At 67.2% G+C, this 24,344-nt stretch carries 23 protein-coding genes; 8 read left to right on the forward strand and 15 right to left on the reverse strand.

From position 1 onward, the window contains the following. Nucleotides 1–34: 34 nt before the first annotated feature. The 7 genes from AC6HZP_RS02915 to AC6HZP_RS02945 all read right to left on the reverse strand — a co-directional run bounded on the left by AC6HZP_RS02915 (nt 35) and on the right by AC6HZP_RS02945 (nt 8,825). Nucleotides 35–1,597 (reverse strand): TolC family protein, encoded by a 1,563-nt coding sequence (locus AC6HZP_RS02915; RefSeq protein ID WP_497525321.1) that lies wholly within the window; start codon nt 1,595–1,597, stop codon nt 35–37. After that, a complete protein-coding gene (locus AC6HZP_RS02920) occupies nt 1,594–3,471 on the reverse strand; it encodes an FUSC family protein (protein ID WP_497525322.1) in 1,878 nt (625 codons plus the stop codon). Before AC6HZP_RS02920 ends, AC6HZP_RS02915 begins: the two co-directional genes overlap by 4 nt. Before the next feature lie 4 nt (nt 3,472–3,475). Next, nucleotides 3,476–4,519: a multidrug transporter subunit MdtN gene (mdtN, locus tag AC6HZP_RS02925; protein ID WP_497525323.1), complete on the reverse strand. Its 1,044-nt coding sequence runs from the start codon at nt 4,517–4,519 to the stop codon at nt 3,476–3,478. Between the two features lie 2 nt (nt 4,520–4,521). Next, entirely contained in the window at nt 4,522–4,794 is a 273-nt protein-coding gene (locus AC6HZP_RS02930; RefSeq protein WP_497525324.1) for a YtcA family lipoprotein, read from the reverse strand. Nucleotides 4,795–5,096: 302 nt separating this feature from the next. Next, complete coding sequence (locus tag AC6HZP_RS02935; protein WP_497525325.1) at nt 5,097–6,731, reverse strand: arylsulfatase; 1,635 nt, start codon at nt 6,729–6,731, stop codon at nt 5,097–5,099. 314 nt (nt 6,732–7,045) lie between these two features. Further along, nucleotides 7,046–7,891 carry an ATP-binding protein gene (locus tag AC6HZP_RS02940; protein ID WP_497525326.1) on the reverse strand — a complete coding sequence of 282 codons (846 nt, stop codon included), beginning with the start codon at nt 7,889–7,891 and terminating at the stop codon, nt 7,046–7,048. Between the two features lie 13 nt (nt 7,892–7,904). After that, nucleotides 7,905–8,825 (reverse strand): DMT family transporter, encoded by a 921-nt coding sequence (locus tag AC6HZP_RS02945; protein ID WP_497525327.1) that lies wholly within the window; start codon nt 8,823–8,825, stop codon nt 7,905–7,907. Between the two features lie 97 nt (nt 8,826–8,922). Between AC6HZP_RS02945 and AC6HZP_RS02950 the strand changes: the two genes are divergently transcribed. After that, complete coding sequence (locus AC6HZP_RS02950; RefSeq protein WP_497525328.1) at nt 8,923–9,696, forward strand: AraC family transcriptional regulator; 774 nt, start codon at nt 8,923–8,925, stop codon at nt 9,694–9,696. A 26-nt stretch (nt 9,697–9,722) separates the two neighbouring features. On the opposite strand, the gene AC6HZP_RS02955 is transcribed toward AC6HZP_RS02950, so the two are convergent. Genes AC6HZP_RS02955 through AC6HZP_RS02975 form a run of 5 tightly spaced genes read right to left on the reverse strand, consistent with a single transcriptional unit; the run spans nt 9,723 to nt 15,222 of the window. Beyond that, nucleotides 9,723–11,753, reverse strand: a complete 2,031-nt coding sequence (locus AC6HZP_RS02955) for a GMC family oxidoreductase (protein WP_497525329.1) — start codon at nt 11,751–11,753, stop codon at nt 9,723–9,725. A 22-nt stretch (nt 11,754–11,775) separates the two neighbouring features. Beyond that, nucleotides 11,776–12,612 (reverse strand): carbohydrate ABC transporter permease, encoded by an 837-nt coding sequence (locus tag AC6HZP_RS02960; protein ID WP_497525330.1) that lies wholly within the window; start codon nt 12,610–12,612, stop codon nt 11,776–11,778. Continuing rightward, nucleotides 12,609–13,502, reverse strand: coding sequence for a carbohydrate ABC transporter permease (locus AC6HZP_RS02965; RefSeq protein ID WP_497525331.1), 894 nt, complete (start codon nt 13,500–13,502; stop codon nt 12,609–12,611). The genes AC6HZP_RS02960 and AC6HZP_RS02965 overlap by 4 nt, the downstream gene beginning before the upstream one ends. A 25-nt stretch (nt 13,503–13,527) precedes the next feature. After that, nucleotides 13,528–14,826: an ABC transporter substrate-binding protein gene (locus AC6HZP_RS02970; protein WP_201404285.1), complete on the reverse strand. Its 1,299-nt coding sequence runs from the start codon at nt 14,824–14,826 to the stop codon at nt 13,528–13,530. Between the two features lie 51 nt (nt 14,827–14,877). Further along, entirely contained in the window at nt 14,878–15,222 is a 345-nt protein-coding gene (locus AC6HZP_RS02975; protein ID WP_497525332.1) for a hypothetical protein, read from the reverse strand. Nucleotides 15,223–15,516: 294 nt separating this feature from the next. Here AC6HZP_RS02975 and AC6HZP_RS02980 point away from each other — a divergent pair, with 294 nt between their 5' ends. Beyond that, a complete protein-coding gene (locus AC6HZP_RS02980; RefSeq protein WP_497525333.1) occupies nt 15,517–16,533 on the forward strand; it encodes a LacI family DNA-binding transcriptional regulator in 1,017 nt (338 codons plus the stop codon). Nucleotides 16,534–16,639: 106 nt separating this feature from the next. On the opposite strand, the gene AC6HZP_RS02985 is transcribed toward AC6HZP_RS02980, so the two are convergent. The 3 genes from AC6HZP_RS02985 to AC6HZP_RS02995 form a co-directional block, all read right to left on the reverse strand. Beyond that, a complete protein-coding gene (locus tag AC6HZP_RS02985; RefSeq protein ID WP_497525334.1) occupies nt 16,640–17,128 on the reverse strand; it encodes a VOC family protein in 489 nt (162 codons plus the stop codon). Beyond that, nucleotides 17,128–17,886 carry a sugar phosphate isomerase/epimerase family protein gene (locus AC6HZP_RS02990; protein WP_244669759.1) on the reverse strand — a complete coding sequence of 253 codons (759 nt, stop codon included), beginning with the start codon at nt 17,884–17,886 and terminating at the stop codon, nt 17,128–17,130. The genes AC6HZP_RS02985 and AC6HZP_RS02990 overlap by 1 nt, the downstream gene beginning before the upstream one ends. 450 nt (nt 17,887–18,336) lie before the next feature. Further along, on the reverse strand, nt 18,337–19,221 hold the full coding sequence (locus AC6HZP_RS02995; RefSeq protein ID WP_497525335.1) for a LysR family transcriptional regulator: 885 nt from the start codon (nt 19,219–19,221) through the stop codon (nt 18,337–18,339). Nucleotides 19,222–19,383: 162 nt separating this feature from the next. Here AC6HZP_RS02995 and AC6HZP_RS03000 point away from each other — a divergent pair, with 162 nt between their 5' ends. From AC6HZP_RS03000 to AC6HZP_RS03025, 6 genes are all read left to right on the forward strand, one after another. Further along, complete coding sequence (locus AC6HZP_RS03000) at nt 19,384–20,457, forward strand: alkene reductase (RefSeq protein ID WP_497525336.1); 1,074 nt, start codon at nt 19,384–19,386, stop codon at nt 20,455–20,457. Between the two features lie 229 nt (nt 20,458–20,686). After that, on the forward strand, nt 20,687–21,007 hold the full coding sequence (locus tag AC6HZP_RS03005; RefSeq protein ID WP_497525337.1) for a hypothetical protein: 321 nt from the start codon (nt 20,687–20,689) through the stop codon (nt 21,005–21,007). 200 nt (nt 21,008–21,207) lie between these two features. Continuing rightward, on the forward strand, nt 21,208–22,029 hold the full coding sequence (locus AC6HZP_RS03010; RefSeq protein WP_497525338.1) for a DJ-1/PfpI family protein: 822 nt from the start codon (nt 21,208–21,210) through the stop codon (nt 22,027–22,029). A gap of 320 nt (nt 22,030–22,349) precedes the next feature. Further along, the gene (locus AC6HZP_RS03015; protein WP_497525339.1) at nt 22,350–22,508 is read left to right on the forward strand and encodes a hypothetical protein; all 159 of its coding nucleotides are present in this window, start codon (nt 22,350–22,352) and stop codon (nt 22,506–22,508) included. Beyond that, on the forward strand, nt 22,505–23,017 hold the full coding sequence (locus tag AC6HZP_RS03020) for a cupin domain-containing protein (protein WP_497525340.1): 513 nt from the start codon (nt 22,505–22,507) through the stop codon (nt 23,015–23,017). Before AC6HZP_RS03015 ends, AC6HZP_RS03020 begins: the two co-directional genes overlap by 4 nt. Before the next feature lie 78 nt (nt 23,018–23,095). After that, nucleotides 23,096–24,301 (forward strand): trans-sulfuration enzyme family protein, encoded by a 1,206-nt coding sequence (locus AC6HZP_RS03025; protein WP_497525341.1) that lies wholly within the window; start codon nt 23,096–23,098, stop codon nt 24,299–24,301. The last annotated feature ends 43 nt before the right edge of the window (nt 24,302–24,344 follow it).

Consider the following 24,344-nt stretch of genomic DNA (forward strand, 5'->3'; position numbering starts at 1 on the left):
GGGCTTCCCATCAACGGCTCTTGCCTGCCGGTCTCTACCGATACGGCAGCGTCTCGGCCGCCTGCGGCGATGTCATGGCGCCGAGGACGAAGGCGAGGTTGGCGGCGGCGATCAGCGACGCGGCATGCGCGTCGGCGCGGGCCTGGCGGGCATCGAGCAGGCCGCTGTCGGCAACGGTCGCCGCCGTCACCGTGCCGAGGCCGTTGCGATAGGCGTCGAGCGCGGCGTCGTAGGTGATGGCCGCCGCATCGGTCAGCTTCGACGCGGCCTGGTAGGAGGCGAGCGCCGAGCGCAGCGTGTTGGAGGCGACGACCATCTCGCGCACCGCCTCCTCCTGCGTCTTGTGGAAGGTGGCGCGGGCGGCGGCGGCGCGGGATTCGGCCGCCTTCAGATTGGCGGCGCGCAGCCCCGCGTCGTAGAGCGGCATGGTCGCGCCGACCAGCACGCCGGCCCCGGTCGCCTGCTGCCCGATCGTCGGCAGTCCGGCCGCGTTGAAACCGTTCGTGCCCTGGCCGGCGACGCCCGCCATGTAGACCTTCGGCAGGAAATCCGCCTCCGCCACCTTGATGCCGGCCTGACCGGCCTTCATCGCGGCGTAGCTGGCGAGCACGTCCGGCCGGCGCGACAGCGCCTGCTGCACCATCTGGTCGGTCGAGACGTCGGCCGGCGGCGGCAGGCGGCGCTTGCCGGAATTGGCGATCTTGATCTGAAGGGTCGGCGAGATGCTCATCGCCGCGAGCAGCGCCTGGTAGGCGTCCTGCTGCAGCCCGGTCGAGCTCACCTGTCGCAGTTCGGACTGCGCCACCTGCTGGCGCGCCTGCGCGACCTCGACCGTCGTGCCGAGGCCGTTCTTCTCGCGCTGCACGGCCGCCTCGAGGATGGCGCGGCTGTTGCGCAGCGACTGGCCCGCCACTTCCGTGCGGGTCTGGGCGGCGCCGTACTGGTAGTAGGCGCGGGTGACGTTGAAGATCAGCAGCTGGTGCGCGCCGTTGAAATTGACGTTCGCCGCGGTCGACAGCTGCTTGGCCGCGTCGACGACCGCCTTGCGCTGGCCGAAGTCGAAGACCAGCCATTGCAGGGCGACGGCCGAGGTCGCGCCATCGACATTGGTGGTGATGTCCTTGCGTTCGCCGAGAATGTCGACCGGCGTCGTGACCTGCTGCCTGCCGCCGATGACATTGGCGGAGAGCGTCGGCAGGAAGGTCGATTCAGCGATGCCGACCGCGAGCGCCGCCTGGCGCGCCTGTTCCCAGGCGACGCGCGTCGTCGGATTGTTGCGGGCGGCGAGGTCGATCAGCTCGGGGAGCTGGTACACCTTGCCGGCGCGGACTTCGGGCGCTGCCGGTAGCTGGGTGATTTCCGGATTGCCGCTCACCGAGAAGTCGCGCTGGGTCTGCGTCTGGCGAGACTCGGCCGGCTGGGGCAGCAGGGCGGTTCCGGTCTTGCGGCCCTGTTGCCAGGGTTCGGTCGGCGAGTCCGGCGCGAGCTGCTCGGCATAGTTGGCGCAACCGGAAAGCAGCGCGATGAGGCTGGCCGTGACGGCGAGGCGAAAGCTCGCGCGGGCGGGTCGATGCGGTCGGGTCGGGCGCGCCATCATGCCTCATGCACCAAAGCATTCTCGATTCGGGATATGCGTTCCGCAGCCGTAGCACGACTTGCGGTAGTAGCGTCCAGGGTTCTACCCGCGTCATCCGGCGCGGGGGAGGTCGCGCTGGCGATCGCCTTGGAGAGCCGCGCCAGGCGCGCCGCTTCCTCGGGATCGCCCGCTTCGGCCAGCAGCAGGCTTGCCGGAAGCTGCTCCGCCTCGGCCATGACGATTTCGTAGCGGCGAAGATCGGCGTCGCTCGGCCGCAGCGAGGCCGGTTCGTAATGGGCGACCGCAAGATGGTCGGCGGCCTGCCGGAGATCGACCGTCGCGGCGGCCGCCTCGTTGACGAGGGCGCGGCGATCGCCGCGCGGCAGGGCGGCGAGGCGCGACAGCGTCGCCAGCGCGCTCGCGAGTTCCGCGCGCGCCGACACGGTGACGCCGACCGGCCAGATCCGCGTGAAGATCAGATAGACGAGCAGGTTGCCGACCAGGATACCGACGATGCGGTCGCGGGCCGAATCCATGTCGAGGCTGGGCTCGAAGCCCTGCAGCACGGTGAGCAGGAAGGCGAGGCCGATCTGCACGCCGCCATAGGAGATCCGTTCGCTGCCGGAGGAGACCCAGGCGGCCGGCAGCAGGGCCACGAACACCAGCACCATCAGGCCGCCGACGCTGGTGATGTTCGGAATGACGAACAGAATGGCGCCGATGCCCATGGCGGCGCCGATCAGGCAACCGATGATGCGCAGCGTGAGCTTGTGCACCGTCTCGCCGGTGGTGCCGAGCGAGGCGACGAAGCAGGTGATCATCGCGGTATGGATGCCCTGCCAGTCGATGCCGGCATAGACGATGTAGGCGATCATCGCCGCGAGCGTGGTCTTCAGCGCGAAACGCTGGTGGTTCGGGTTCGTGAGCGCGTCGGCGGCGAAGAACGGCTCCTGCGCCATGACGGGCCAGGTCTGGTTGGGCTCCGCCATTTCGGCGAGCGCCGACCAAGCCTCCCGGAGCGCCGGATCGTCGGTCGCCGGCGGCATTTCGTCGGGAGCGGGGATGTCGCCTTCGCTCCGGATCGCCGCGGCGACCTTCCGGCAATGCGCGGCAAGGCGGGCGCGCTCTTCCGCCGTCACGTCGGCGGGCAGGGCTGAAACGGCGAGCATCAGCGCGTAGCTTTGCTCGATCGCATGCGCCAGCCGGTTCGAGACGCGGTTGGGCACATAGTGCAGCACGCGGGTCAAAAGCGCGCGCTGGTCGTGGTCGGTATTGCCCTCGCGCAGGAGCTCGCGCAACCGGGCGAGGCTCGCCGCGTCGTGCTTTTCCGCATGGTCCGCCGCCGCCTCGACGCGGTCGCGCCAGGTCGTCCGCAGCAGGCGCGACGGCTTCCAGCCGAGCACGAGGTTGAAGCACAGCATCAGCGCCATCGGCATCGTCACCATCTGCCAGGCGTAGAGCAGACCGCGCGTCACGGCCTCGCCGAACGGCGCGGCGCTGACCAGCGACAGCGCGAAGGTGATGACGAGCGCCATGTCCGAGCCGAGGTCGCCGAGCTTGCTGACCGAGCCGAGATAGACGAAGGCGAAGGAGGCGAGCGCCATCACCGCCAGCCGCAGGAAGGGGATCTCGATCGTCCATCGCGTCAGTAGGAAGACCAGCGCGACGAAGACCGTGACGAGGATGGTGGCGCCGATGGCGAGCGCGATGTTGGTCGAGGCGTCCTGCTTCATCAGATAGATGATCAGGTAGCAGCCGATCGCCGGTTCCGGGATCTTGTAGATCATGGCGACGGCGGCGACGAGCGCACAGAGCAGCGCGACCCGCCATGTCATGCCGAAGCGACCCTCGAAGGGCCGGAGATCGGCGATGACCTGGTGGATCCGCAGCGACATCGGGTCAGCAGCGCTCGGCGCTGTGGATGGTGGCGAGCGCCGAGGCGCCGGCGCGCATCAGGTTTTCCGGCGGGTTGTCGAGCAGGATGCGGACCGGGAAGCGCTGCGAGATGCGCACCCAGTTCAGCGTCTTCGGCACATAGGGCAGGCTGCGCGGGATCGGCAGCACTTCGCCGGAGCTGACGCCCCAGCCGATGCCGACGACCCGGCCGCGGATCGGGATCGACTGGTTCGCCATGACATAGCTGGTGGCGCAGGCGCCGACCTCGATCCGTTTCAGCTCGGTTTCGCGGAAGGCGGCGGTGACGAACCACTGCTCGGTGTCGATCAGGGTGAAGACCGACTGGCCGGTGATGACGAATTCACCGGTCGAGACGTTCAGCCCGACGACGAGGCCGTCATGCGGCGAGCGAACCTCGGTATCGGCGAGGTTGCGCTCCGCGAGCGCGAGCGCGGCCTTGCGCGCCTGCACCAGCGCGTCGGCGCCGTCGGCGGTCGAGACCAGCGCCTCGGCGGCCTCGCGCTGCGCGATCGCCTGCTTCAGGCTGATCGCGGCATCGCGCTTGGCGGTCGCGGCGTCGTCGACTTGCTGCGCCGTGACATAGCCCTTGGGACGAAGCGCCGTCAGGCGATCCAGCGTCTGCGTCGCCAGCTCGAGATTGACCTGCGCGCGCGATGCCTGCTCCACGGCGATCGCAGCGTTGGAGGTCTCGGCGCGGATCGTCCGCTCCTGCGTCGAGAGCGCGGCCTCGGCGATGCCGAGATCGGCGGTCGCCTGTTCGACCGCCAGGCGATAGGGCACCGGGTCGATGGCGAACAGCATGTCGCCGCGCTTCACCCGCTCATTGTCCTTGACCGCGATCTGGATGATGCGGCCGGGCACGGTGGAGGAGATGTTGATCAGATTGGCCTGGACGACCGCGTCTTCCGACATCGGGTTCAGTTCGCCCTCTTGCAGGTACTTCCAGCCGAGCGCCACGGCACCGCCGACAATGGCGAGACCGATGACGCCGCCGAGCGCCTTGCCGAGGATGCCGGGCTTGCCCATGGTCAGCGTCCGAAGAAGAGGAGGGAGGTGGCGAAGGCGATACCGGCGGCGAGGCTGGTATAGACCAGCAGGCGCAGCGGCAGCCTGTCGTCGATGCCCGTCAGGACGAAGACGACCCGGATGAGGACGGCGCCGAGAATGCCTGCCACGGCGCAGGCGAGCCAGGCGGGGAAATAGGCGCCGAAAAGGGGGATGGAGGGAGCGCGCGTCTCGGCGCAGCCGCCCAGCACGATCGCGGCGAGAGGCGCCAGGCGAGCGCAGGACTTGAAACTCATGAGACGCCAGCTCCCGAATTCCGAGCGCGGCGGCTCGCAATTTTCATACGGTACGATTACCGTCCCGGCTGCCGCTCTGCAACCGGCGGATGTCCTCTTTGTAAGGCTGGCTTGGAAGTCTTCTGGCGGTATGGCGGGGATCGGGGCATCCCCGACGCGCCGGACACGGCGCCTGGCGGCATTTGGCCGCAAACCGGCGTCGGCGACGCCAGCGGAGCAGGCAGGACGCGCGGGAAGGGGAGCGCCGGAGAGAGGGTCGTTTCCGGCGCCCTCGCTGTCTGGCGAAGGCGCCGGCTTTGGCCTTACTGGCTTGGTGTCTTCGCGGGCTTCTTCATCTCCGCCAGGACCTGGTCGAGATTGTAGCTCGCCGGATCCTGCATCGGCGGAAACTCCCTGTAGGTCTCGAGTTCCTTCAGCCAGAGGATCTGGCCGATCGGCAGGATGTTCCAGTCATAGATATAGGCGGTGCTGGGCGCTGCGAGCGCGCCGCCCATGCCCAGGATCGTCTTGGTGTCGTCCAGCGCGGAGATCTCGAACGGATCGCGCGCGATGTTGACGATCTGCGTCCAGCCATAGGTGACGTCGCCGGCAAGGCCGCAGGTCGGGCAGGTGCCGGCCATCGTGTAGTAGAACTTCCAGTTCTTGTAGCGGACGGCCGAAGGCTTGGGGCCGGCATAGTAGAAGAACGTGTCGCGGGCCGACTTGCCCTTGCCTTCCAGATAGTCGCGCTGGTCGACGCCATCGAGTGTCGTCTTGACGATGCCCGGATAGGCGCCGGCCTCGATCTTTTTCTTCAGGGCGTCACCCTTCGCGCCGCCGGCGATATCGACCAGGGTCGGCAGCCAGTCGAGCGAGGCGAAGGTCTCGGTCAGCACGGTTCCCGGCTTGATGTGGCCGGGCCAGCGGACGAGCATCGGCGCGCGCATGCCGCCTTCCCAGGTCGTCAGCTTGCCGCCCTTGAAGGGGGTGGTGCCGCCGTCCGGATAGGTGATGACCTCGGCGCCATTGTCGGTGGTGAAGGCGACGATCGTGTTGTCGAGCGCGCCCATCTCTTCCAGCTTCTTGAGGACGACGCCGATATTGTCGTCGAGCTGCTTCATGCCGACTTCGTTGATGCCCCAGTCCTTGCCGCCCTTCTCGCCGAGCATGGCTTCGTATTTGGGCGACAGCACCGTGGTGATGTGCATGCGAGCCGGATTGTACCAGACGAAGAACGGCTTGCCGGTCTTCTTGGGATCATTGCGGTCGAGATAGTCGACGACCTTGCCCGAGATCTCCTCGTCGACAGTCTTTGACCGTTCCAGCGTCAGCGGGCCTTCGTCGCTGCAGGTCTGGTTCGCGGACGTGCCGTCCGACGACTTGCAGGCGATGACGGGGCGGGGTGGGGTCAGGCAGATGGTGGTCGCGGGATCGACGGCGCCGGGCACCTCCGACAGGCCGGGAATCGGCGTGTTCTTGCAGGGCGGCGCGACGCCCTGATCCGTGGGGGACTTGTTGATGTCCGGGAAGCTGACGCCCTGCATGGCGTCGAGATGGTAGAGATAGCCCCAGAATTCCTGGAAGCCATGCGCGGTCGGCAGCGCGTCGGTGTGGTCGCCGAGATGGTTCTTGCCGAACTCGCCGGTGTTGTAGCCGAGATCGTGCAGGAACTTGGCCAGCGCCGGCGTGCCGGGGCGCAGATAGCTCGGGCTTCCGGGCAGTTGCGGCGGGATCATGCCGGTGCGTAGCGGATGCATCCCGGTGAAGAAGGCGTTGCGGCCCGCCGTGCAGCTTTGCTCGGCGTAATAGGTCATGAACTTAGCGCCTTCATGGCCGATGCGGTCGATGTTGGGGGTCTCACCGAGCGCCAGCCCGCCATGGTAGATGCTCGGCTGCATCCAGCCGATGTCGTCGCCCATGATGAACAGAATGTTGGGCTTCTCCTGCGCCGAAGCCATTCCGGATGATAATGCCATCGACGTGAAGAAGCAGGCGCCTGCTAAATGAATGAGTTTTTTCATTGCAGCCTCCTCGATTCCTTATCGCGATTTTGTGATTATCCGTGTATTCAGGTGATTAAAATATCTAATTATTCTGCAGGATAGTAAGATTTACTTAGTATCGAGCAAATGTATCCTAGCACGACGAGGCGAAATCTGCATCGGTGAACGGTCTGGCCTGCAGGTTGGGCTGCCGGCCGAAACAGAATGGCCCGCCGGAGGGGCGGGCCATCTGGATTGCCGGGCGCGGGCCGATGAGGCGGCGACAGCCCCTATGCCGGCAGGCTCTGGATGAACTGCCACGCCGTCCGGCCCGAGCGCGAGCCGCGCTGCATCGCCCATTCGAGCGCATGGCGCTTCAGCTCCTCCGCCGCGTGCGGCAGCTCGAAGTACTCGGCATAGCCCAGCACCATGTCGAGATAGGCGTCCTGCGCCACGACGTGGAAGCCGAGCGACAGGCCGAAGCGATCCGACAGCGACACCTTCTCCTCCACCGCCTCGCCCGGATGGATCGCCGTCGCCTGCTCGTTCTCGATCATGTCGCGCGCCAGCAGGTGCCGGCGGTTGGAGGTGGCGTAGAGCAGGACATTGTCCGGACGCCCGGCAATGCCGCCGTCGAGGATCGCCTTCAGCGACTTGTAGGCGGCATCACCGGCATCGAACGACAGGTCGTCGCTGAACAGGATGAAGCGCCGGTCGCGGGCCGCTTCCAGCAGCGCCAGCAGATCCGGCAGGCTGCCGATATCCTCGCGCTGGATCTCGACCAGTGCGACCGGAATGGCATCCGGCCGCTCGTCGTTCACGGCGGCATGGATCGCCTTGACCAGCGACGACTTGCCGGTGCCGCGCGCGCCCCAGAGAAGCGCGTTGTTGGCCGGCCGGCCCCGCGCGAAGCGCCGCGTATTCTCGAACAGCGCGTCGCGCTGCCGCTCGACGCTCTTCAAAAGGCCGATCTCGATCCGCGCGATCCGCAGAACCGGTTTCAGCTGCTTCTCCTTCGCGATCCACAGATAGCCCTCCGCGACCTGCTCTAGGCCGGACGGCCGCGCCGGCGGCGACAGCCGCTCCAGGGCCTCGGCGATGCGCAGGAGGACGTCACGGTTGGTTGGTTCGGTCATGGTCTCGTTCTTCTCAGTCAGCGATCTTTGGCAGGACGGGAGCCGCGCCCCGCAGCGGGCGGCGGAAGATTTCGGCACAGGCGACGCCGGCGAGCGCCATGCCGCCGCCGATGACGTGGTAGGCGCGCACCGGCTCGCCGAGCAGCACGATGGCGCCGAGCGCGGTCAGGACCGGCAGCAGGTTCATGAACACGGCGCAGCGGTTCGGCCCGAGAATCTGGACGCCGCGGATCCACAGGAAGGGCAGCACGACGGAGGCGAGGCCGCCGGCATAGGCGATCAGCGGCAGCGTCTCCGCGTTCAGCGACCGCATCGCCGCCGGCGTGGCGAGGAAGGCCGGGAACATGATGGCAAGCGCCGAGAGCGCCTGCATGTAGGTGGATTGCCAGCCGGCGACCGGCAGGTTCCAGCGCTTCAGCAGGACGCCGTAGAGCGCGTAGACGAGCGCGGCGAGGAACATCAAGGGATCGCCGAGATGCACGCCGTTCCGCGCCAGCGCCGCCGGATCGCCGCCGCTCACCAGATAGAGCAGGCCCGCGAACGACAGCACGCCGCCGCCGACCATGCCGATCGTCGGCGTGTCGTTCAGCATGAAGGCGCTGAGCGCCACGGTGAGCAGCGGCGTGAGCGCCGTGAACACCGCCATGTTGGTCGCCGTCGTGGTCTCCGCCGCCAGGTAGGAGAGGCTCTGGAACAGGCACATCGCCAGGAAGCCGAGGATTGCCAGCTGGCCGAGATGCGGCCAGATCACGGCGCGGTTGCGCCAGGCCGGAACGGCGACGAACGGGCTCATCAGGATGACCGCGAAGAGGAGGCGGTAGAAGGTGATCGCCTCGGGGCCGATCGTGTGGGCGGAGAGGCGCGAGACGATGACGTTGCCGGACCAGAGGACGATGGCGACGAACGGATAGAGGTAGGCTGCTTTGCTTTTCATGGTGCGTGCCGTGATGTCGGGGCTGGGCACGCAAGCCCTAGAGCTTCACGTCAGGTCCGTATCGCTCTATGCTGACCCAAGATGTAGAGTTTGGGACATGACGGACGAGATCCTCTATCGCCATCTCGACTTCCACGACACGGCGCGCGCCATGGCGGCGATGGAGGTCAACTATCCGGACGGGGCCTCGACCGGGCTGCACGCCCATCCGCGCGGCCAGCTTCTCTATGCGATCGAGGGCGTGATGATCGTCCGCTCGGCCATCGGCTCCTGGGTGGTGCCGCCGAGCCGGGCGCTATGGCTCGCGGCCGGCCTCGAGCACGAGGTCGCGATGGCAGGCAGGGTCAAGATCCGCACCGTCTTCATCGATGCGACGCGGGTGGCCGACCTGCCGGGCGAGACCTGCGTGGTGGAGGTATCGCCGCTGCTCCGCGAGCTGATCGTCGCGGCGGTGAAGATCCCGGTCGATTATCCGGAAGGCGGCCGGGACGAACGGCTGATGCGGCTTCTGGTCGACGAATTGCAGGTGTCGGACGTGCTGCCGCTGCATCTCCCCGTCCCGCGCGATCCGCGCATCCAGCGGATCTGCGAGGCGCTGATCGAGGATCCCGGCGAGAACGCCACGGCCGACCAATGGGCGCGCCGGCTCGGCGTGACGGCCAAGACGGTGCACCGCCTGTTCGCGCGGGAGACCGGCATGCGCTTTGCGCAATGGCGCCAGCAGGCCCGTCTGCTGCATGCGCTCCGCCGCATCGCCAAGGGCGAGCGGATCATCGACGCCGCCTTCGACTGCGGCTACGCCAGCCAGAGCGCCTTCACGGCGATGTTCCGCAAGCATTTTGGCGTTCCGCCCTCGGCCTTCTATCGCTGAGGGCGGTCGTCCGGGGCGGGCGCGGATCAGCGGGTCGCGGCGATATGCTCGGCGGTCCGGAAGGCGAGGGCGAGGATGGTCAGCACCGGGTTGAAGCCGCCATTCGTCGGGTGCAGCGAGCCGTCGCAGACGAAGAGATTGTCGTGCCCCCAGACCCTGCCATAGACGTCGGTCACGGACTTTGCGGGATCCGTGCCCATCCGGCAGGTGCCGGCCTGGTGGTGGCCGCCGGAGAGGCTGACGACCGGCGGGTTACCCCATGTCTTGACGGCGCCGGCCGCCTTCAGCCACTCGGTCGCGCGGTGGTGCATGTAGGTCGCCGTCTTCATGGTCTCCGGATGCACGCCGCCGGAGAGCATCGCCACCGGCACGCCCCAGCGATCGCGTACATGCGGCGCGATGCGCACTCGCGCATCCGGCGACGGGATCTCGTGCACCGGGCCGATCACACGGATCGCCCGGTTATAATTGTCGCGCATAAAATCCTTGGCGGGCTGGCCCCAGCGCGGCAGGTCGGGCGGCAGGAACTGCTTGAAGAACAGGATCGGCGGCCGCACGAAATCGTCCGCCAGCATGCCGCCGCCGATCAGGCCCGGATTGTCGTGGCTGAAGCTGGTGGTGGCGATGGTGACGCCCGGCCCTCGCGAGCTGTGCATCGGCTGGTCGAACAGGCCGTAGGCGCCGGGATAATAGTGTCCCTGCAGGTTGCGGCCGACCAGGTCGTTGGCGTTGCCGAGGCCGTCCGGCTCCTGCGCCGTGGCCGAGTTCAGCATCAGGCGCGGCGTCTCGATCGCGCCGGCGGCCAGCACGATGGTCTTGCCCCTGGCGACATGCCGCTTGCCGGTCGCATCCGCGAATTCGACGCCGGTGACCTTGCCGCGATCGTCGGTCTCGACCTTGAGCACCATCGTGCCGGTGAGCAGCGTGCAGCGGCCCGTCGCGATGGCGCGCTTGATCGTCGTGTTCTGGGTGCCGTTCTTGCCGTCGCTCGGGCAGGTGAAGCCGACGCAGGTGCCGCAGCCCATGCAGGCGAGCCTGCCGTCGCGCGGCACGCTGTTGATGGCGACGGGAACCCGCGTGACGCCGATGCCGAGCTTTTCGGCGCCGCGCCGCAGCACGGGCGTCGCCGGGGTCTCGGGCAGCGGCGGCATCGGATAGTCGCGCGCGCGGACGCCCTCGTGCCGGTTGGTGTCGCCGGACCCGGATACGCCGATCTCCCATTCGGCCCGCTCGTAATAGGGTTCGAGGTCGTCGAAGGAGAGCGGCCAGTCGACCAGCGAGGAATCCTCCGGCACGCCGTAGAGGCTTGCCATGCGGAAATCGTCGCGATGGTAACGCCACGCCTGGGCGCCATAGACCAGCGTTCCGGCGCCGACCGCGGCGGCCAGGTTGTGGTAGAGCAGCTCATGCGGCCGCACGACCTTCTCGATGCCGTCGATATCGATGACGACGCGCGGATTGCCGTCGAGGTCCGGCCCGGTGTTGTGGCCGTAGAAGGACAGGCGGTGATTGCGGAGATGGTCGCGGTGACCGCTGTCCTCGTAGTCGCGGTTCAACCCGCGTTCGAGGAGCAGCACGGTCTTGCCGCTGTCGGCGAGAACGCCGGCCGCGACACCGCCGCCGGCGCCCGCACCGACGATCACGACGTCGAAATCGAGATCGCCCGGCACCGGGGCGGGCGGCTGGCCCTCCGTCGCCGCCGGGCCGTTCGGGCCTTCCGGCAATCCATGCTCGTAGCCGACCATGCGCCAGGACGCGGCGCCCGGATTGCCGCCATTGTCGGGATCGGCATAGACGCCCTCGGCGACGAGCTCGACCAGCAGCTGGAACCAGGGTTCCCGCTCATGCCCGCGCAGGATCGCCTCCTGCGCGGCGCTTTCGAGATCCGCGAAATCCGTCGGCAGATGCCCGAGACCGGCGGCGATGGCGGTTGCCTGATCCGGGAACTCGCGAAAATGCCGGTCGAGATAGGCGGGGGCGCCCAGCTCGAGGGCTCCCCCGTCCTGGTCCGCGGGCACGATGAGGGCCACGACAGCATGCAGCAGCGCGGTATTCATTTGAACTCAACTCCGAGAGGGACTAGCGGCCGGCCAAAGAGCCGCCGATGCCGCCAATGCTGAAGTAGCGATTGAGGACGGCGAACAGGATCACGGGCGGGGCGAGCATGATGACCGCGCAGGCCATCACCGGTCCCCAGTCCGTAAGGTTCTGCTGGAAGAAGGTCTGCAGTCCGATCGGCAGCGTGAAGGCGCGGTCCGAGCGCAGGAACACGGAAGCGACGATGTAGTCGTTCCAGGAATGCAGGAAGGTGAAGAGCGACGTCGACAGGATGCCGGGCAGGGAGTTCGGCAGGATGATCCGAACGAAGCCGCCGAACACCGACGCGCCGTCGATCCAGGCCGCCTCCTCGAGGGTGACGGGCAGGCTGTCGAAATAGGCCGTCATCATCCAGCAGCCGACCGCGATCGACGAGGCGACATAGACGATCGAGACGCCGGTAAGCGTATCCGCCAGGCCGATATTCGCGAACATGATGAAGAGCGGGATGATGAAGGCGACCGCCGGCAGGCTCTGCAGCACGAAGATGAAGAGCGAGAAGGCGGAAGTGGCCCGGCCCCGGCCGCGGGACAGCACATAGCCGGCCGGCGCCGCCACCGCGACGGCGGCGACCGTCGAGACGAGGCTGACGAGGACGCTGTTCGTCAGCCAGCGCAGCACGTCGGTCTGCGTCAGCACGTACCAGAAGGTGCCGAGCGTCGGTCCGGTCTGCTGCCAGGTCACGGGGGGCCGCAGCGCCAGCCAGAAGACGACCAGGATGGGGGAGAGCAGCACCACGGTGATCACCAGCGTGACGAGCGACCGCAGCCAGGGACGAGGGGTTCCGCTGACGGGGCGGACAGGGGAGGACACACTCATTGCAGGCTCGACTTTCGGATCTGGCGCAGCAGGATGATGGAGAGCGCGATCATCACCGCGGTCATGAGGAAGGCGATCGCAATGCCGGTGCCGGGCAGGAAGTCGAGGAAGGTCGTCTTGTAGGCGAGGACGATCAGGGACGTCGTCGCATCGAGCGGCCCGCCGCGCGTCAGCAGGTAGATCGTCGGGAAATCATTGACGCAGAACACCGCCATCAGGATCCAGCTGATGTAGGTCGAGCGTGCCGTGACCGGCAGGACGATGTGGCGGAACTGCTGCCACTTACCGGCGCCGTCGATCGCGGAGGCTTCGTAGATGTTGCTCTCGACGCTCTCCAGTGCCGCGGCGCACATCATCATCATGAACGGATAGCTGATCCAGACCTTGAACACGCAGACCGTGACCATGGCGAGGGTCGGGTTGCCGAGGAACATGACATTGCCCATGCCGAGCGCGCGGGCGATGTTGGGCAGGACGCTGTCGCGCGCGGCCAGCAGCCAGTTCCAGCTCATGGCAGTCACGACGATCGGCACGATCCACGGCAAGAGCAGGAGCACCTTGAAGGCGTCCTTGCCCGGGAAATTGGGCTTCAGCTGCAGCGCCAGCGCGAAGCCGAGCGCCCAGCTGCCGAACACGCCACAGGCCGTGAAGACCAGCGTGAACCAGGTCGCCCGCCAGAAGCTCTGGCCAGTTAGCACCTCGGTGAAGTTCTCCAGGCCCACGAAGGGGCCCGGAGCGATGAGGCTGCCGCCATGCACCGATTGGATGATCGCGAAGAACAACGGATAGGCGTTCACCACGACCATCAGTATCAGCGCCGGAAGCGCCAGCCCTGTCAGGGTCAGCCGGTGGCCGAGTTGCGGAATTTGTCTACGAGCAGTGGCACTCATGCCTCGGTCTCCGGCCGGATCTTCATTACGTCTTCATGACCTTGACGAGGCCCGCCTGGAGTTCCTCGAGCAACGCCTTGGAATTCTTCTCGCCCTGCAGGATCCGCTGCAGCATGTTGATCATGGCCGAGCCGCCATCGACGGCGTTGAGCGCGCCGAACGGGTATTTGGAGCGGGCGGCGATGGTCTTGCCGATCGGCTGCCATTCATTGATCGACCGGGCGAGGTTCGGATCGTTCTGGAACAGCGGCAGGTCGGTGATGCTCTTCTTCGTCGGCAGGTCGGAACACACGCCCTGCTCCCAGAACACGTGCAGATTGTCGAGATAGTGAGCCAGGAAAGCTTCCGACGACGGCTGCGACGGCGTGGTCTTGAACATCATCAGCGGGTTGACCCAGTAGGCCGCGCCCTTGTTGCCGCTGACGCTGGTCGGCGGCGAGGCGACCACCAGGTCCGCGGCGACGTCGGCCGGCATCTTGCCGGGCAGGCCGACCTGCTCGAAGCCCATGGCGATGTGGCCGCTGGCCCAGTCCGGCACGACATTGGCGGAATAGTCGTAGCCGATCGCATAGGGATCGATGATCTCCTTGGCGACGAGCTCATGCAGGAAGTCGATCGACTCGATATTGCGATCGATGACGCAGTCCGGCGCGCCATCCTCGTTGAACAGGCCGCCGCCATTGTTGAGCATCACCGACGCGATGTTGTGGAAGCCGAAGCCGGAGGTCGCGAAGCCGACATAGCCTGCCTTCTGCAGCGCCTCGCCGGCCTTGATGTAGCTCTGCCAGTCGGTCGGAACCTCGGCGCCGACCTTTTCGAGGATCGACTTGCGATACCAGAGCACGCGCAGGTCGATCGACCACGGCACGGCGGCGAGGCCGTTCTTGGTCTGCAGCGCGTCGATCAGGCCGGGCAGGAAGTCGTCCTTGCCGTCCTTCTTCAGCTGCGCCAGCAGATCGTCGGCCGGCGCCATCTTGCCCTGCTCCATGAAGTAGAACGGCAGATAGGCCGCTCCGGAGCTGACGGCGGGCGTGGTGTTGGCGGCGCCGGCGGCGGTGAAGGTCTGGTACCAGCTCGCCCAGGGGATCGACTGATACTCGACGCCCAGCAGGCCCTCGGCCGGCTTGTAGGCGTTGGTGATGCCGCGGGCGGCATCGGTATAGCCCTGGCCGGTGCCCCAGACCATGTCCCAGAACTTGAGCTTGTCACCGGACTGGGCCCAGGACTTCTGGATGCCGAGGGTCAGCGCCGTGGCCGCCGCCGCGGTGCCGCCGAGAAAGGTTCTGCGGTTGATGGAACGCGGGGGTATCGACGATTCATTCATGCTCAATTCCTCCTTTGAGCGCGGCAGAAATTCGTCCCCTTCACTGGGGCTTCACTCAGAAATTGGGACCATCGGGTGGCCGGTGAACTCGGGGATCCCGAACGCCGGCCGCGCCGCTTTCCTCGCGATGGCGGGTTCGGCCCCGGATGGCGCGCGATGCACGGATCGGCCCTTTGCATGGGAGATCCTGGCGAGCCGGACGGCCACGCCGCGCCCGGTTCCCCGCAGGGCAGGGGTCGCGTGCAGGGGACGGATTCTATCGCGATCGGGCTCGGCCGGCTGGCGAACCGGCGCCCGGTCCGACCACGCGGACAGGTCCATCGCGCCGAACACTTCGCCGATCGGCGGCGTGTTCGGATGCGGTTGGAAGTCCGGAGTGACCTGGCGAAAGCGCATGTCGTTCCTGCCCGAGAACCGGGGCGCCCCGGAGGGGCGCGACGGCGTGGTGTTCGATCACTGCAGAACCGGTTCGTCACCGGCTTCTGCTCCTCCGCTCGACGATTTTCTCCTCAGATCGCCGAACCGTTTCGGTTGTCTAATGAGTGGGCGTCGGAGTCAAGAGTCATTTCAATCTACGGTGCCGGATTTGATCTGCATCAAGGCGCGAAAATCGTTATGAAAGTGAGGTTGCGGCGCCGAATGGCGGCGAGTATCCTCCTTCACGAAGAATTCACAGAAACGGTTCGGTAGATGGCGACCATTCGAGACGTGGCGAAGTTGGCCAGCGTGTCCATTTCGACGGTGTCGGTGGCGCTTCGGGACAGTTCCCAGGTCACCGCCGAGACGCTGAAGCGGATCACGGACGCCGCCGAGGCCGTGGGCTACACGCCCAATCCGGTGGCGCAGAGCCTGAAGGCCGGCCGATCGCGGCTGATCGGCGTGGTGATCGGCTCGATGCAGAACCCCTGGTTCGGCGATCTGATGGCCGGTATCGAGGACACCGCCCTCGAACACCATCATCTCGTCACCCTGTCGGAAACCAAGACGGATCCGCAGCGCGAGCGGGCGATCATCGATGCCCTTACCGGCCAGCGTGTCGGCGGCATCATCATCTCACCACATCTGCCGAGTGGCGAGCATTTGCAGTTCCTGGCGACGCTGAAGACGCCATTGGTCGCGATCGACCACAAGATCGAGGCGCTGAATACCGACTTCGTCGGCATCGACAATCAGCTCGCCACGTCGATGCTGACCCAGCATCTGCTCCGCCTCGGCCATCGCCGGATCGCGCACATCGCCGGAAGCAGCGGGCTTTGGACGTCCGAGCAGCGCAAGAAGGGCTTCCGTGACACGCTCGTCGCGGCGGGTGTGGAACCCGACGAATCGCTGATCGTGGACGGCCAATACAGCGGCGACGTCGCCTACGACCAGACGATGCGCCTGCTCACCCGCCCGGATCGTCCGACCGCGATCGTCGCGGCGAATAGCCTGATGGCGCTCGGGGCGCTGCAGGCCATCAACGATCTGAGCTTCAATTGCCCCGAGGACATTTCGCTCGCCACGATCGACAGCGTCCCCTGGGGCAACGTCATCCATCCACAGCTCACCGTCGTGGTGCAGCCGATTGCGGAAATCGGCCAGGCGGCAGCGAGCTTCCTGCTCGATCGCATCCAGCACCGGGGTCCCGAACCGATCCCGCCGCGCGAAAAGATCTTCGTGCCGAAATTCATCACGGGACGCAGCTGCGCGCCGCCGCCGAAGGCGTAAGGGCGCCGCGCTGGCGAGAGCTCGAAAGCCAAACCGGCCGCGTCCCTGGGAGGGAACGCGGCCGGCAGGGCGGCCTGCCGGAGAAACGGACGGCAGGCCAGGGAGCTCAGCTTGCATTCTGCGCCAGCCGGCGGATCGCCTGGTCCTGGAGGCTGCCTTCGGCCATCTCCATGAACTCGATGCGAATGCCGTCCGGATCCTTGATCCAGAACTGCCGGTTGCCGTCCTGGCCGAGGACGGGCGCCGCGTCCGGGTCCGGCAGGAGCGCCGGTCCGTCCGGCGTCTGCGTCCAGCGGCAGAGCGCGATGCCGTTCGCCTTCACGCGTTCGGCCACCGCGTCGATCCCCTCGACCTGCAGGCAGATGTGATCAATGCCGTTCGTCCCCGGCCTCGACGCCTGTTCGCCCTCCGCCTCGGGAAACACCTCGAGATACTGCGTGTCGCTGATCCGTAGATAGGCGAGCCAGAGGCGGCCGTCCTCGTGGTTCAGGCGGAACATCTCCGGGAATCCCAGCCCGTCGCGGTAGAAGGCGAGGGTTCGCGCCTCTTCCTTGACCTTGATGGCGATGTGCGCGAGGCCGACGACGCCCTGCATCAGCGGCCGCCGAACAGCTGCGCCAGGCTCTCGTAGGAGCGCTTGGCGACATATTCCCAGTCGGCCGGCTCGTCATGCTCGACCACGGCGAGCTTGGCGTTGCTCGCCTCGATGGCGGGCAGCAGGGCGACCCAGTCGATCACGCCGTCGCCATGCGCCAGCCAGCCGTCTTCCTCGACCGTCCCGAGCGGCGCCGCGTCCTTGGCGTGGATGGCGATGATGCGATCGGCGAAGCGCTTCAGCTCGGTCTCGATGTCGCCGCCGGCCTGGAACACCCAGCCGCAATCGAGCTCGAGGCGGACGAGCGGGTCGGAATGGCCGACAATCAGGTCGATGGGCCGCGATCCGTCCGCGAGCGGCTGGAATTCGAAATCGTGATTGTGCCAGGCAAAGTTCAAGCCGGCGGCGCGGGCGATCTCGGCCTCCTTCGAGAGCCGCTCGGCGAGGCGCTTCCAGCCGTCCGCTTCCGCGGGGCGATTGGCCGGGGCGAGGCCCGGGCGGACGATCGTCTTTCCGCCGAGGATCTGCGCCGCCGCGATCCATTCCTGCAGGTCGTCCGCCTCGCCGGGATCGGCGATGAAGACGCTCGGCGCGTCGAGGCCGGCCTCGTCGAGGGCGCGGCGGAAGCCCTTCGGGTCTTCCTTGTAGGCGCCGGGCCACACCTCGATATGGTCGTAGCCGATGCTCTTCAGGAACGGGAACTGGCCCGTCAGGGGAAGGGCTTTCCGCGAGGTGTAGAGCTGGTATGCGATTTCCACGTGTGGTCTCCAGGCAGATGTCGGCCGGCCCTGTCCGTCAGGGCGGCTCATCGGGGGTGATCAGGGTCGCGCGCCAGCCCATGGTTCAGGGCGGGCGTTAGAGGCTGAGGAGCTCATCTGGGAGGGGAGGCGCGTCCGCCGGCCGGCTGGCAAGCCGGAGCCATGTCGAACGCTGCCGGTCGCGGCGATGCCTTGGATGGTCAAAACCCGCATTCGCGCCACATCGCCCTCCCTTGCGATGAAACGTTTCAGTATAAAATGATATCGATGGCAGTCGAAGCTGTCAATACCGAACCGTTTCGGTAACGCGCGGATGGGAGCCGTTGGGATCGCCGCCCGGCGGGGTGCGACGCGGATCCGGGGCAGGGCGCCGCCGGGGCTGCCGTCAGGCCGAACGGGGACTGTCGCCACCGCCGCGACCCATGCGTCGGGACGATGCGTGGCGGAGGCTCAGCCCCGGTTGCCCCCGCTGCGATAAGCCTCGACCAGGGCATCGACAAAAGCGCGGATCTTGGGGCGACTGAGATGGGCCGGCGTGTGCAGGACCCATGCCTCCATGTGGCGATTGGGAACCCTTCCCCAGGCGCGCAGCCGGCCCTCCTTCAGGTCAGGCTCGATCAGCCAGGCGGGCAGCAGCGCGGCGCCCGCGCCGGAGAGCACGGCGTCATAGACGAGCATCATCGAGGAGCACCGAATCGTTTCGTGGGGGAGGACGGTAAGTGGCCCTCCTTCGTTCAACACGGTCCACGAATCCTGGCCGCCGGTCGCCGTCAGGATGACCGCGTCGACGACCTCGTTCTGTCCGGTAGGCAGGGGGATTTCCGGAGCGGCCGCCAGTTCGACGTCGGTGCGCAGGAAGCATTTGCCCACCAGGTCGGAATCGGCGGCGGGGTTGGCGCGGACGACGAGATCATAGCCCTCAGCGACCGGATCGACGAAGCGGTCGTCGACGTCGATCTCCAGCTTAACCTGCGGATATCGCTTCACGAAGGCGGTGGCGAAGGCGCCGATGCCGGACCGGGCCAGCAAAGCGGGGACGCTGACGCGCAGCGTGCCCCGGACTTCGCCGTCGCGCGCGCTGATCTCGGCGCCGGCCGAGGCGAGGTCGGCCAGAAGCGGCGCGGCCCGATCGAAGAGCCGCCTCCCGTCGTCGGTCATCCGCATCCGGCGGCCGCTGCGCTCCAGCAGCAGCGTGCCGAGGCTCGCCTCCAGCTGCCGGATGCGCCGGGACATCGTCGCCTTGGGAATGCCCGTCTCGCGGCTCGCCGCGTTGAGCCCGCCCTGCCGCGCCACCGCGACGAAGAGCCGGACCGCTTCGAGATCCATCTGTTCCATTTTCGGACCAACCTGTTCCAGATGCCCGCCTATTGCCGGCCGGAATGAAACACTAGCTGTCGTGACGGACCGGGGGAAGCCTCCCGTCCCGCATGCCAATTCATTCCGAGACCCGGCGAAGCTCGCCGCCTCTCGCCCCGAAAAAGCAAGGAACGCGCAGCAATGTCCGACATCTGGACCCCGGCCAGGATTGGCTCCATCGACATCGCGAACCGTCTGGCGATGGCGCCGATGACGCGGAGCCGGGCAGAAGCCGACGGCACGCCCGGCGCGCTCGCCGCTCAATATTACGAGCAGCGCGCCGGCCTCGGCCTGATCATCGCGGAGGGGACGCAGCCTTCCGCCGATGGCCAGGGCTATCTGACGACGCCGGGCATCTACACCGACGCCCATGTCGAGGGCTGGAAGAAGATCGCCTCGGCCATCCACGCCAAGGGATCGCGCCTGTTCATCCAGCTGATGCATGCCGGACGGACGTCGCATCCCGACAACACGCCGCATCACCGGCAGGCCGTCGCCCCCTCCGCCGTGCAGCCCGGCGGCGAGATCTTCACGCCGACCGGCATGCAGTCGATCCCGGAGCCGCGCGCGCTGACGATCGAGGAAGTCCGGCAGACGGTCGACGATTTCCGCAACGCCGCCCGCCATGCAGTCGACGCCGGCGCGGATGGTGTCGAGATCCACGGCGCCAATGGCTATCTGGTGCAGCAGTTCCTGGCGCCGAACGCCAATCTGCGCACCGACAGCTATGGCGGCAGCCTGCAGAACCGCGCCCGTTTCGCGATCGAAGTGGCCACGGCGGTCGCCGCGGAGATCGGCGCCGACCGCGTCGGCATCCGCCTCTCCCCCGGCGCGACGTTCGGCGGCTTGGACGAAGGCGCGGAGGCCCCCGACCTCTATCGCTATCTCGTCAGCGAGCTGAACAAGCTCGGGCTCGCCTATGTCCACCTCCTGCATCTCGGCAACGAGGCGCTGCTGGCGGATATCCGCTCGCTCTGGGACCAGGCGCTGATCCTCAATCGGCCCGGCCGCAAGCTCGAGGACGTCGGTTCGGACGTGAAGTCGGGCATCGCTGATCTCGAAGCCTATGGTCAGTTCGTGCTCTCGACGCCGGATTTCGTCGAGCGGCTGAAGTCCGGCGCTGCCTTGAACAAGCCCGACAATGCCAGCTTCTATGGCGGCGGCGCCCAGGGCTATGTCGACTATCCGACGCTCACCGAGGCGGTCAGCGCGTAGGGCGCCGGCGGGCCGGAGCCACAAGCGGCTCTCGCGAAGCTCGCGGGGGCCGTTCGGGCGGTCGGCGCGACCTGCCTGACATAACGCCGCATGAAACGATCCGACCCTTATGGATGACAGGCGCCGATGCTAGGCAGGCTTGTCACCGAGGGGCGGAAATCGAGTGAGCAGGGGACGACGAGGCGCGGGATCGTGGGTCGCATGGGCCGTCGTCGCCTATGCGCTCGTGATGCAATCGCTCTTCAGCGCCTATGCGCTGGGAAGCGTCTCGCCCCCCGTCCTCCGCGACGCGCTCGGCAGCATCATCTGCACCGCGAACCCGGCTGAGCCCGCCGGAGACGACACCGCCAATCCTCACAAGATGCCGGATTGCTGCACGGTCAGTTGCAGCATGTTCGCGCCCGCGCTGACGCCGCAAGGGGCACTGGCGGGCGCCTTTGTCTGGCGAGACCGCGAGAGCGCGACCTTCGTCCCTTCCCGGACACAGCTGTTCCTGCCCGCCCGCGACGGCAAGACCGGCAATCCCCGAGCGCCGCCTGCCGTCGTCTGACAGGCAGGCGCGGGCGAGGCTGCATCCTCGCCGCGCCTATGCTCGCGAATGCCCCGATCGGCACTGAACCCCTAAAGCTCCGGCGGTGAGACACGCCGCCGACACTGGCTTTTCGCCGGCGGGGTTCGCTGCGCGTCGTCCCGGCTTCCGGTCGGCGAAGACCGAGCCGTTCTCGCATCCCCCAGTCAAAGAGAAATATCATGACGGACAATCTCGACCGCCGGACGCTGCTCGCGCTCGGAACCCTTCTCGCTGCCTCGGCGGCCGCCCCGGCAAACGCGGCGGAACCGCAGGCCGGCGCCGCCCATATGCGTTCGATGATGGAGACGCCGCCGGACGCGCCGAAGGTGGCGATGCTGGTGCACCCGAAGATGGTGGCGCTCGACCTCATCGGGCCGATGACCGTGTTCAAGATCCTGCGTTTCGACGTGCAGCTCGTCTGGAAGGACAAGTCGCCCGTCTCCACCGATGTCGGCATTCCGCTCGCGGCGACGCAGAGTTTTGACGAATGCCCCGCGGATCTCGACATCCTGTTCGTGCCGGGCGGCACGCTGGGCTCGGTCGACTGCATGAACGATCCCGAGGTGCTCGCCTTCCTCGCCGATCGCGGCGCGCGGGCGAAGTGGGTGACCAGCGTCTGCACCGGGGCGCTGGTTCTCGGCGCCGCCGGCCTGCTCAAGGGCTATGACGCGACCGCGCATTGGGCCGTCGCCGATCTGCTTCCGCTCATGGGCGCGCGTCATGTCGACCAGCGCGTGGTGCGGGATCGCAACCGGATGACGGGCGGCGGCGTGACGGCGGGGATCGACTTCGCGTTGACATTGGCGGCCCTGATGAAGGGCGAGGAAGCGGCCCGGCGGGTGCAGCTGACGATCGAATATGCGCCGGAGCCGCCCTTCGCCAACGGCACGCCGCAGGAGGCGGGTCCGGAACGGCTGGCGGCGGCGCGGCAGAGCCGCAAATGGATGGACGGCCAGGCCCGCCTCGCCGCCGAAGCCGCTGCGAAGCGCCTGGGAACCTGACGCATTTCCTGGAGGTGCCACGCCGCCGCTCCGCGAAGGCGGCAAGGCGTGGCAACGTCCACAAGGAGGCGCAGGCGACAGAGGACTCGGTCGCCTGCTCGTCCCCGTCTCGCGATCCGGACCGGCGGCGGAGAATTCCCGGATTGGGCGTCGCCGTGGAAATTGCGTTCGTCAAAGCCGCAGCTCGGAATTATTCCGTCCACGACAAGATGGAGCCGAGAATCTAAGTATGGCGTAGAATAACGGGGCGGACGGGCGATGATTGCTGAATCGGATGGCGGCGCTCCGGCCCGCATCGCGCCAACCTCGTCGCGATCCCGGTGAGCGATTTCTCGCTGCGCGCCGATCTGTGGCTCTGCCATGCGGCCGCGCCGGGCGATCTCGCCGCGCCGATCCAGGCTTTCGGCGCCAGGGCGTCGGCGATCTTTCGCAAGGCCGCCCGCCATCCCGTTTCATCCGAACCCGAGGCACGACCATGAGCGATCACCACGACCACGATCACACGCACGACCACGATCACGGCCACGCGGAGCGGTGGAAGCATGACGGTGTACGCGTCATTAAGGGCGATCAGCTGGACCCGAACACGGCGCAGACGCCGGGGATGTACCGGCAGGCGGCGATCAATCACGCCCGCGTCGGCGCGCAGAAGATCTGGGCGGGAACCGTCGCCATCGAGCCGAACGCCAAGACCGGCGTGCATCACCACGGCGCGCTGGAGAGCGTGATCTTCGTCCTCCGCGGCAAGGCGCGGATGCGCTGGGGCGATCGGCTCGAATATGTCGCCGAGGCAGGGCCCGGCGACTTCATCTTCGTTCCCCCCTATGTCCCGCATCAGGAGATCAACGCCGATCCGGACAACGTGCTCGAATGCGTGCTCGTCCGCTCGGACAACGAGGCCGTCGTCGTCAACATCACGGATGTCGATCCGGTCGAGAAGCCCGAGGCGGTCTACTGGGTCGATCCCATCCATTCCCGCCCCGAATAACCGGGTCGGCGCGGCCGAAGGCCTCGCGCGATCGCCATGAACGCGATCGCCATGACGTTGAACTGAAAGAGCGACTGCATGTCCAAGACACCCCCTTCGAACCGACCGGGCTTTGCCACGCGGGCCATCCATGAGGGCTACGATCCGAAGGACGAGCAGGGGGCGCTGGTTCCGCCCGTGTTCATGACGTCGACCTATGCCTTCGACACCGTCGAGGACGGCGGCGCCGCCTTTCGCGGCGAACGCAATGCCTACATCTACGGCCGGACGAAGAACCCGACGCAGACGGTGTTGGAAAGCCGGCTGGCGAGTCTGGAGGGCGCCGAGGCGGCTGTCGCCACGGCGTCGGGGATGAGTGCGATCTCGGCGACCTTCTTCTCGCTGTTCCAGCAGGGCGACCGCATCCTCGTGCACAGCCGGCTCTACGGCAATTCGTTCGCCTTCTTCGGCCATCTGCGCGATCGCTTCGGCTTCGACATCCGCCTGATCGACATGACGGAGCCCGGCGAGCTGGAAGCCGCGGCGGCCGAGGGCGCCTTCAAGGCGGTCTATTTCGAGACGCCCGCCAACCCGATGCTGGATATCGTCGACATCGAAGCCGTTTCGGCGCTGGCGCACCGGTATGGGGCGCTCTCGATTGTCGACAACACCTTCGCGACGCCCTATCTGCAGCGCCCGCTCGAACAGGGCGCCGATCTCGTCCTGCACTCGGCCACAAAATATCTGGGCGGCCATGGCGACCTCATCGCCGGGATCGTCGCCGGCAGCGAAGCGCATGTGAAGCAGATCCGCCAGATCGGCCTCCGCGTCATGACCGGCGCGACGATGGCGCCGCTGACGGCGCATCTCATCCTGCGCGGCCTGAAGACGCTGGAGCTCCGGATGGAGCGGCATTCCTCGTCTGCCCTGACGCTGGCGGATAGGCTTTCCCGGCATCCGGCGATCGCCGAGGTGATCTATCCGGGCCTCACCACGGCGAAGGGGCACGCGATCGCCAGCCGCCAGATGTCCGGCTATGGCGGCCTCATCGGCTTCTATGTCGACGGCGATTACGACCGGGCGGCGAAGCTCTGCAATCGCCTGCAGCTGTCGACGATCGCCGTCAGCCTCGGCGACGCCGAGACGCTGGTGCAGCACCCCGCCAGCATGACGCACTCGACCTATCCGAAGGAGGAGCGCGAGAAGCTGGGATTGGCCGACAATCTGATCCGCGTCTCCGTCGGCCTGGAGACGGCGGAGGATATCGTCGCCGACTTCGACGCCGCGCTGGCCGGATTGCGCTAGGGGCAGGCGGCCTGCTCAGGCGCCCGCGCCGAACTTGGCGCGG

The sequence above is a fragment of the Kaistia sp. SLG-1 genome (genome assembly GCF_059699055.1).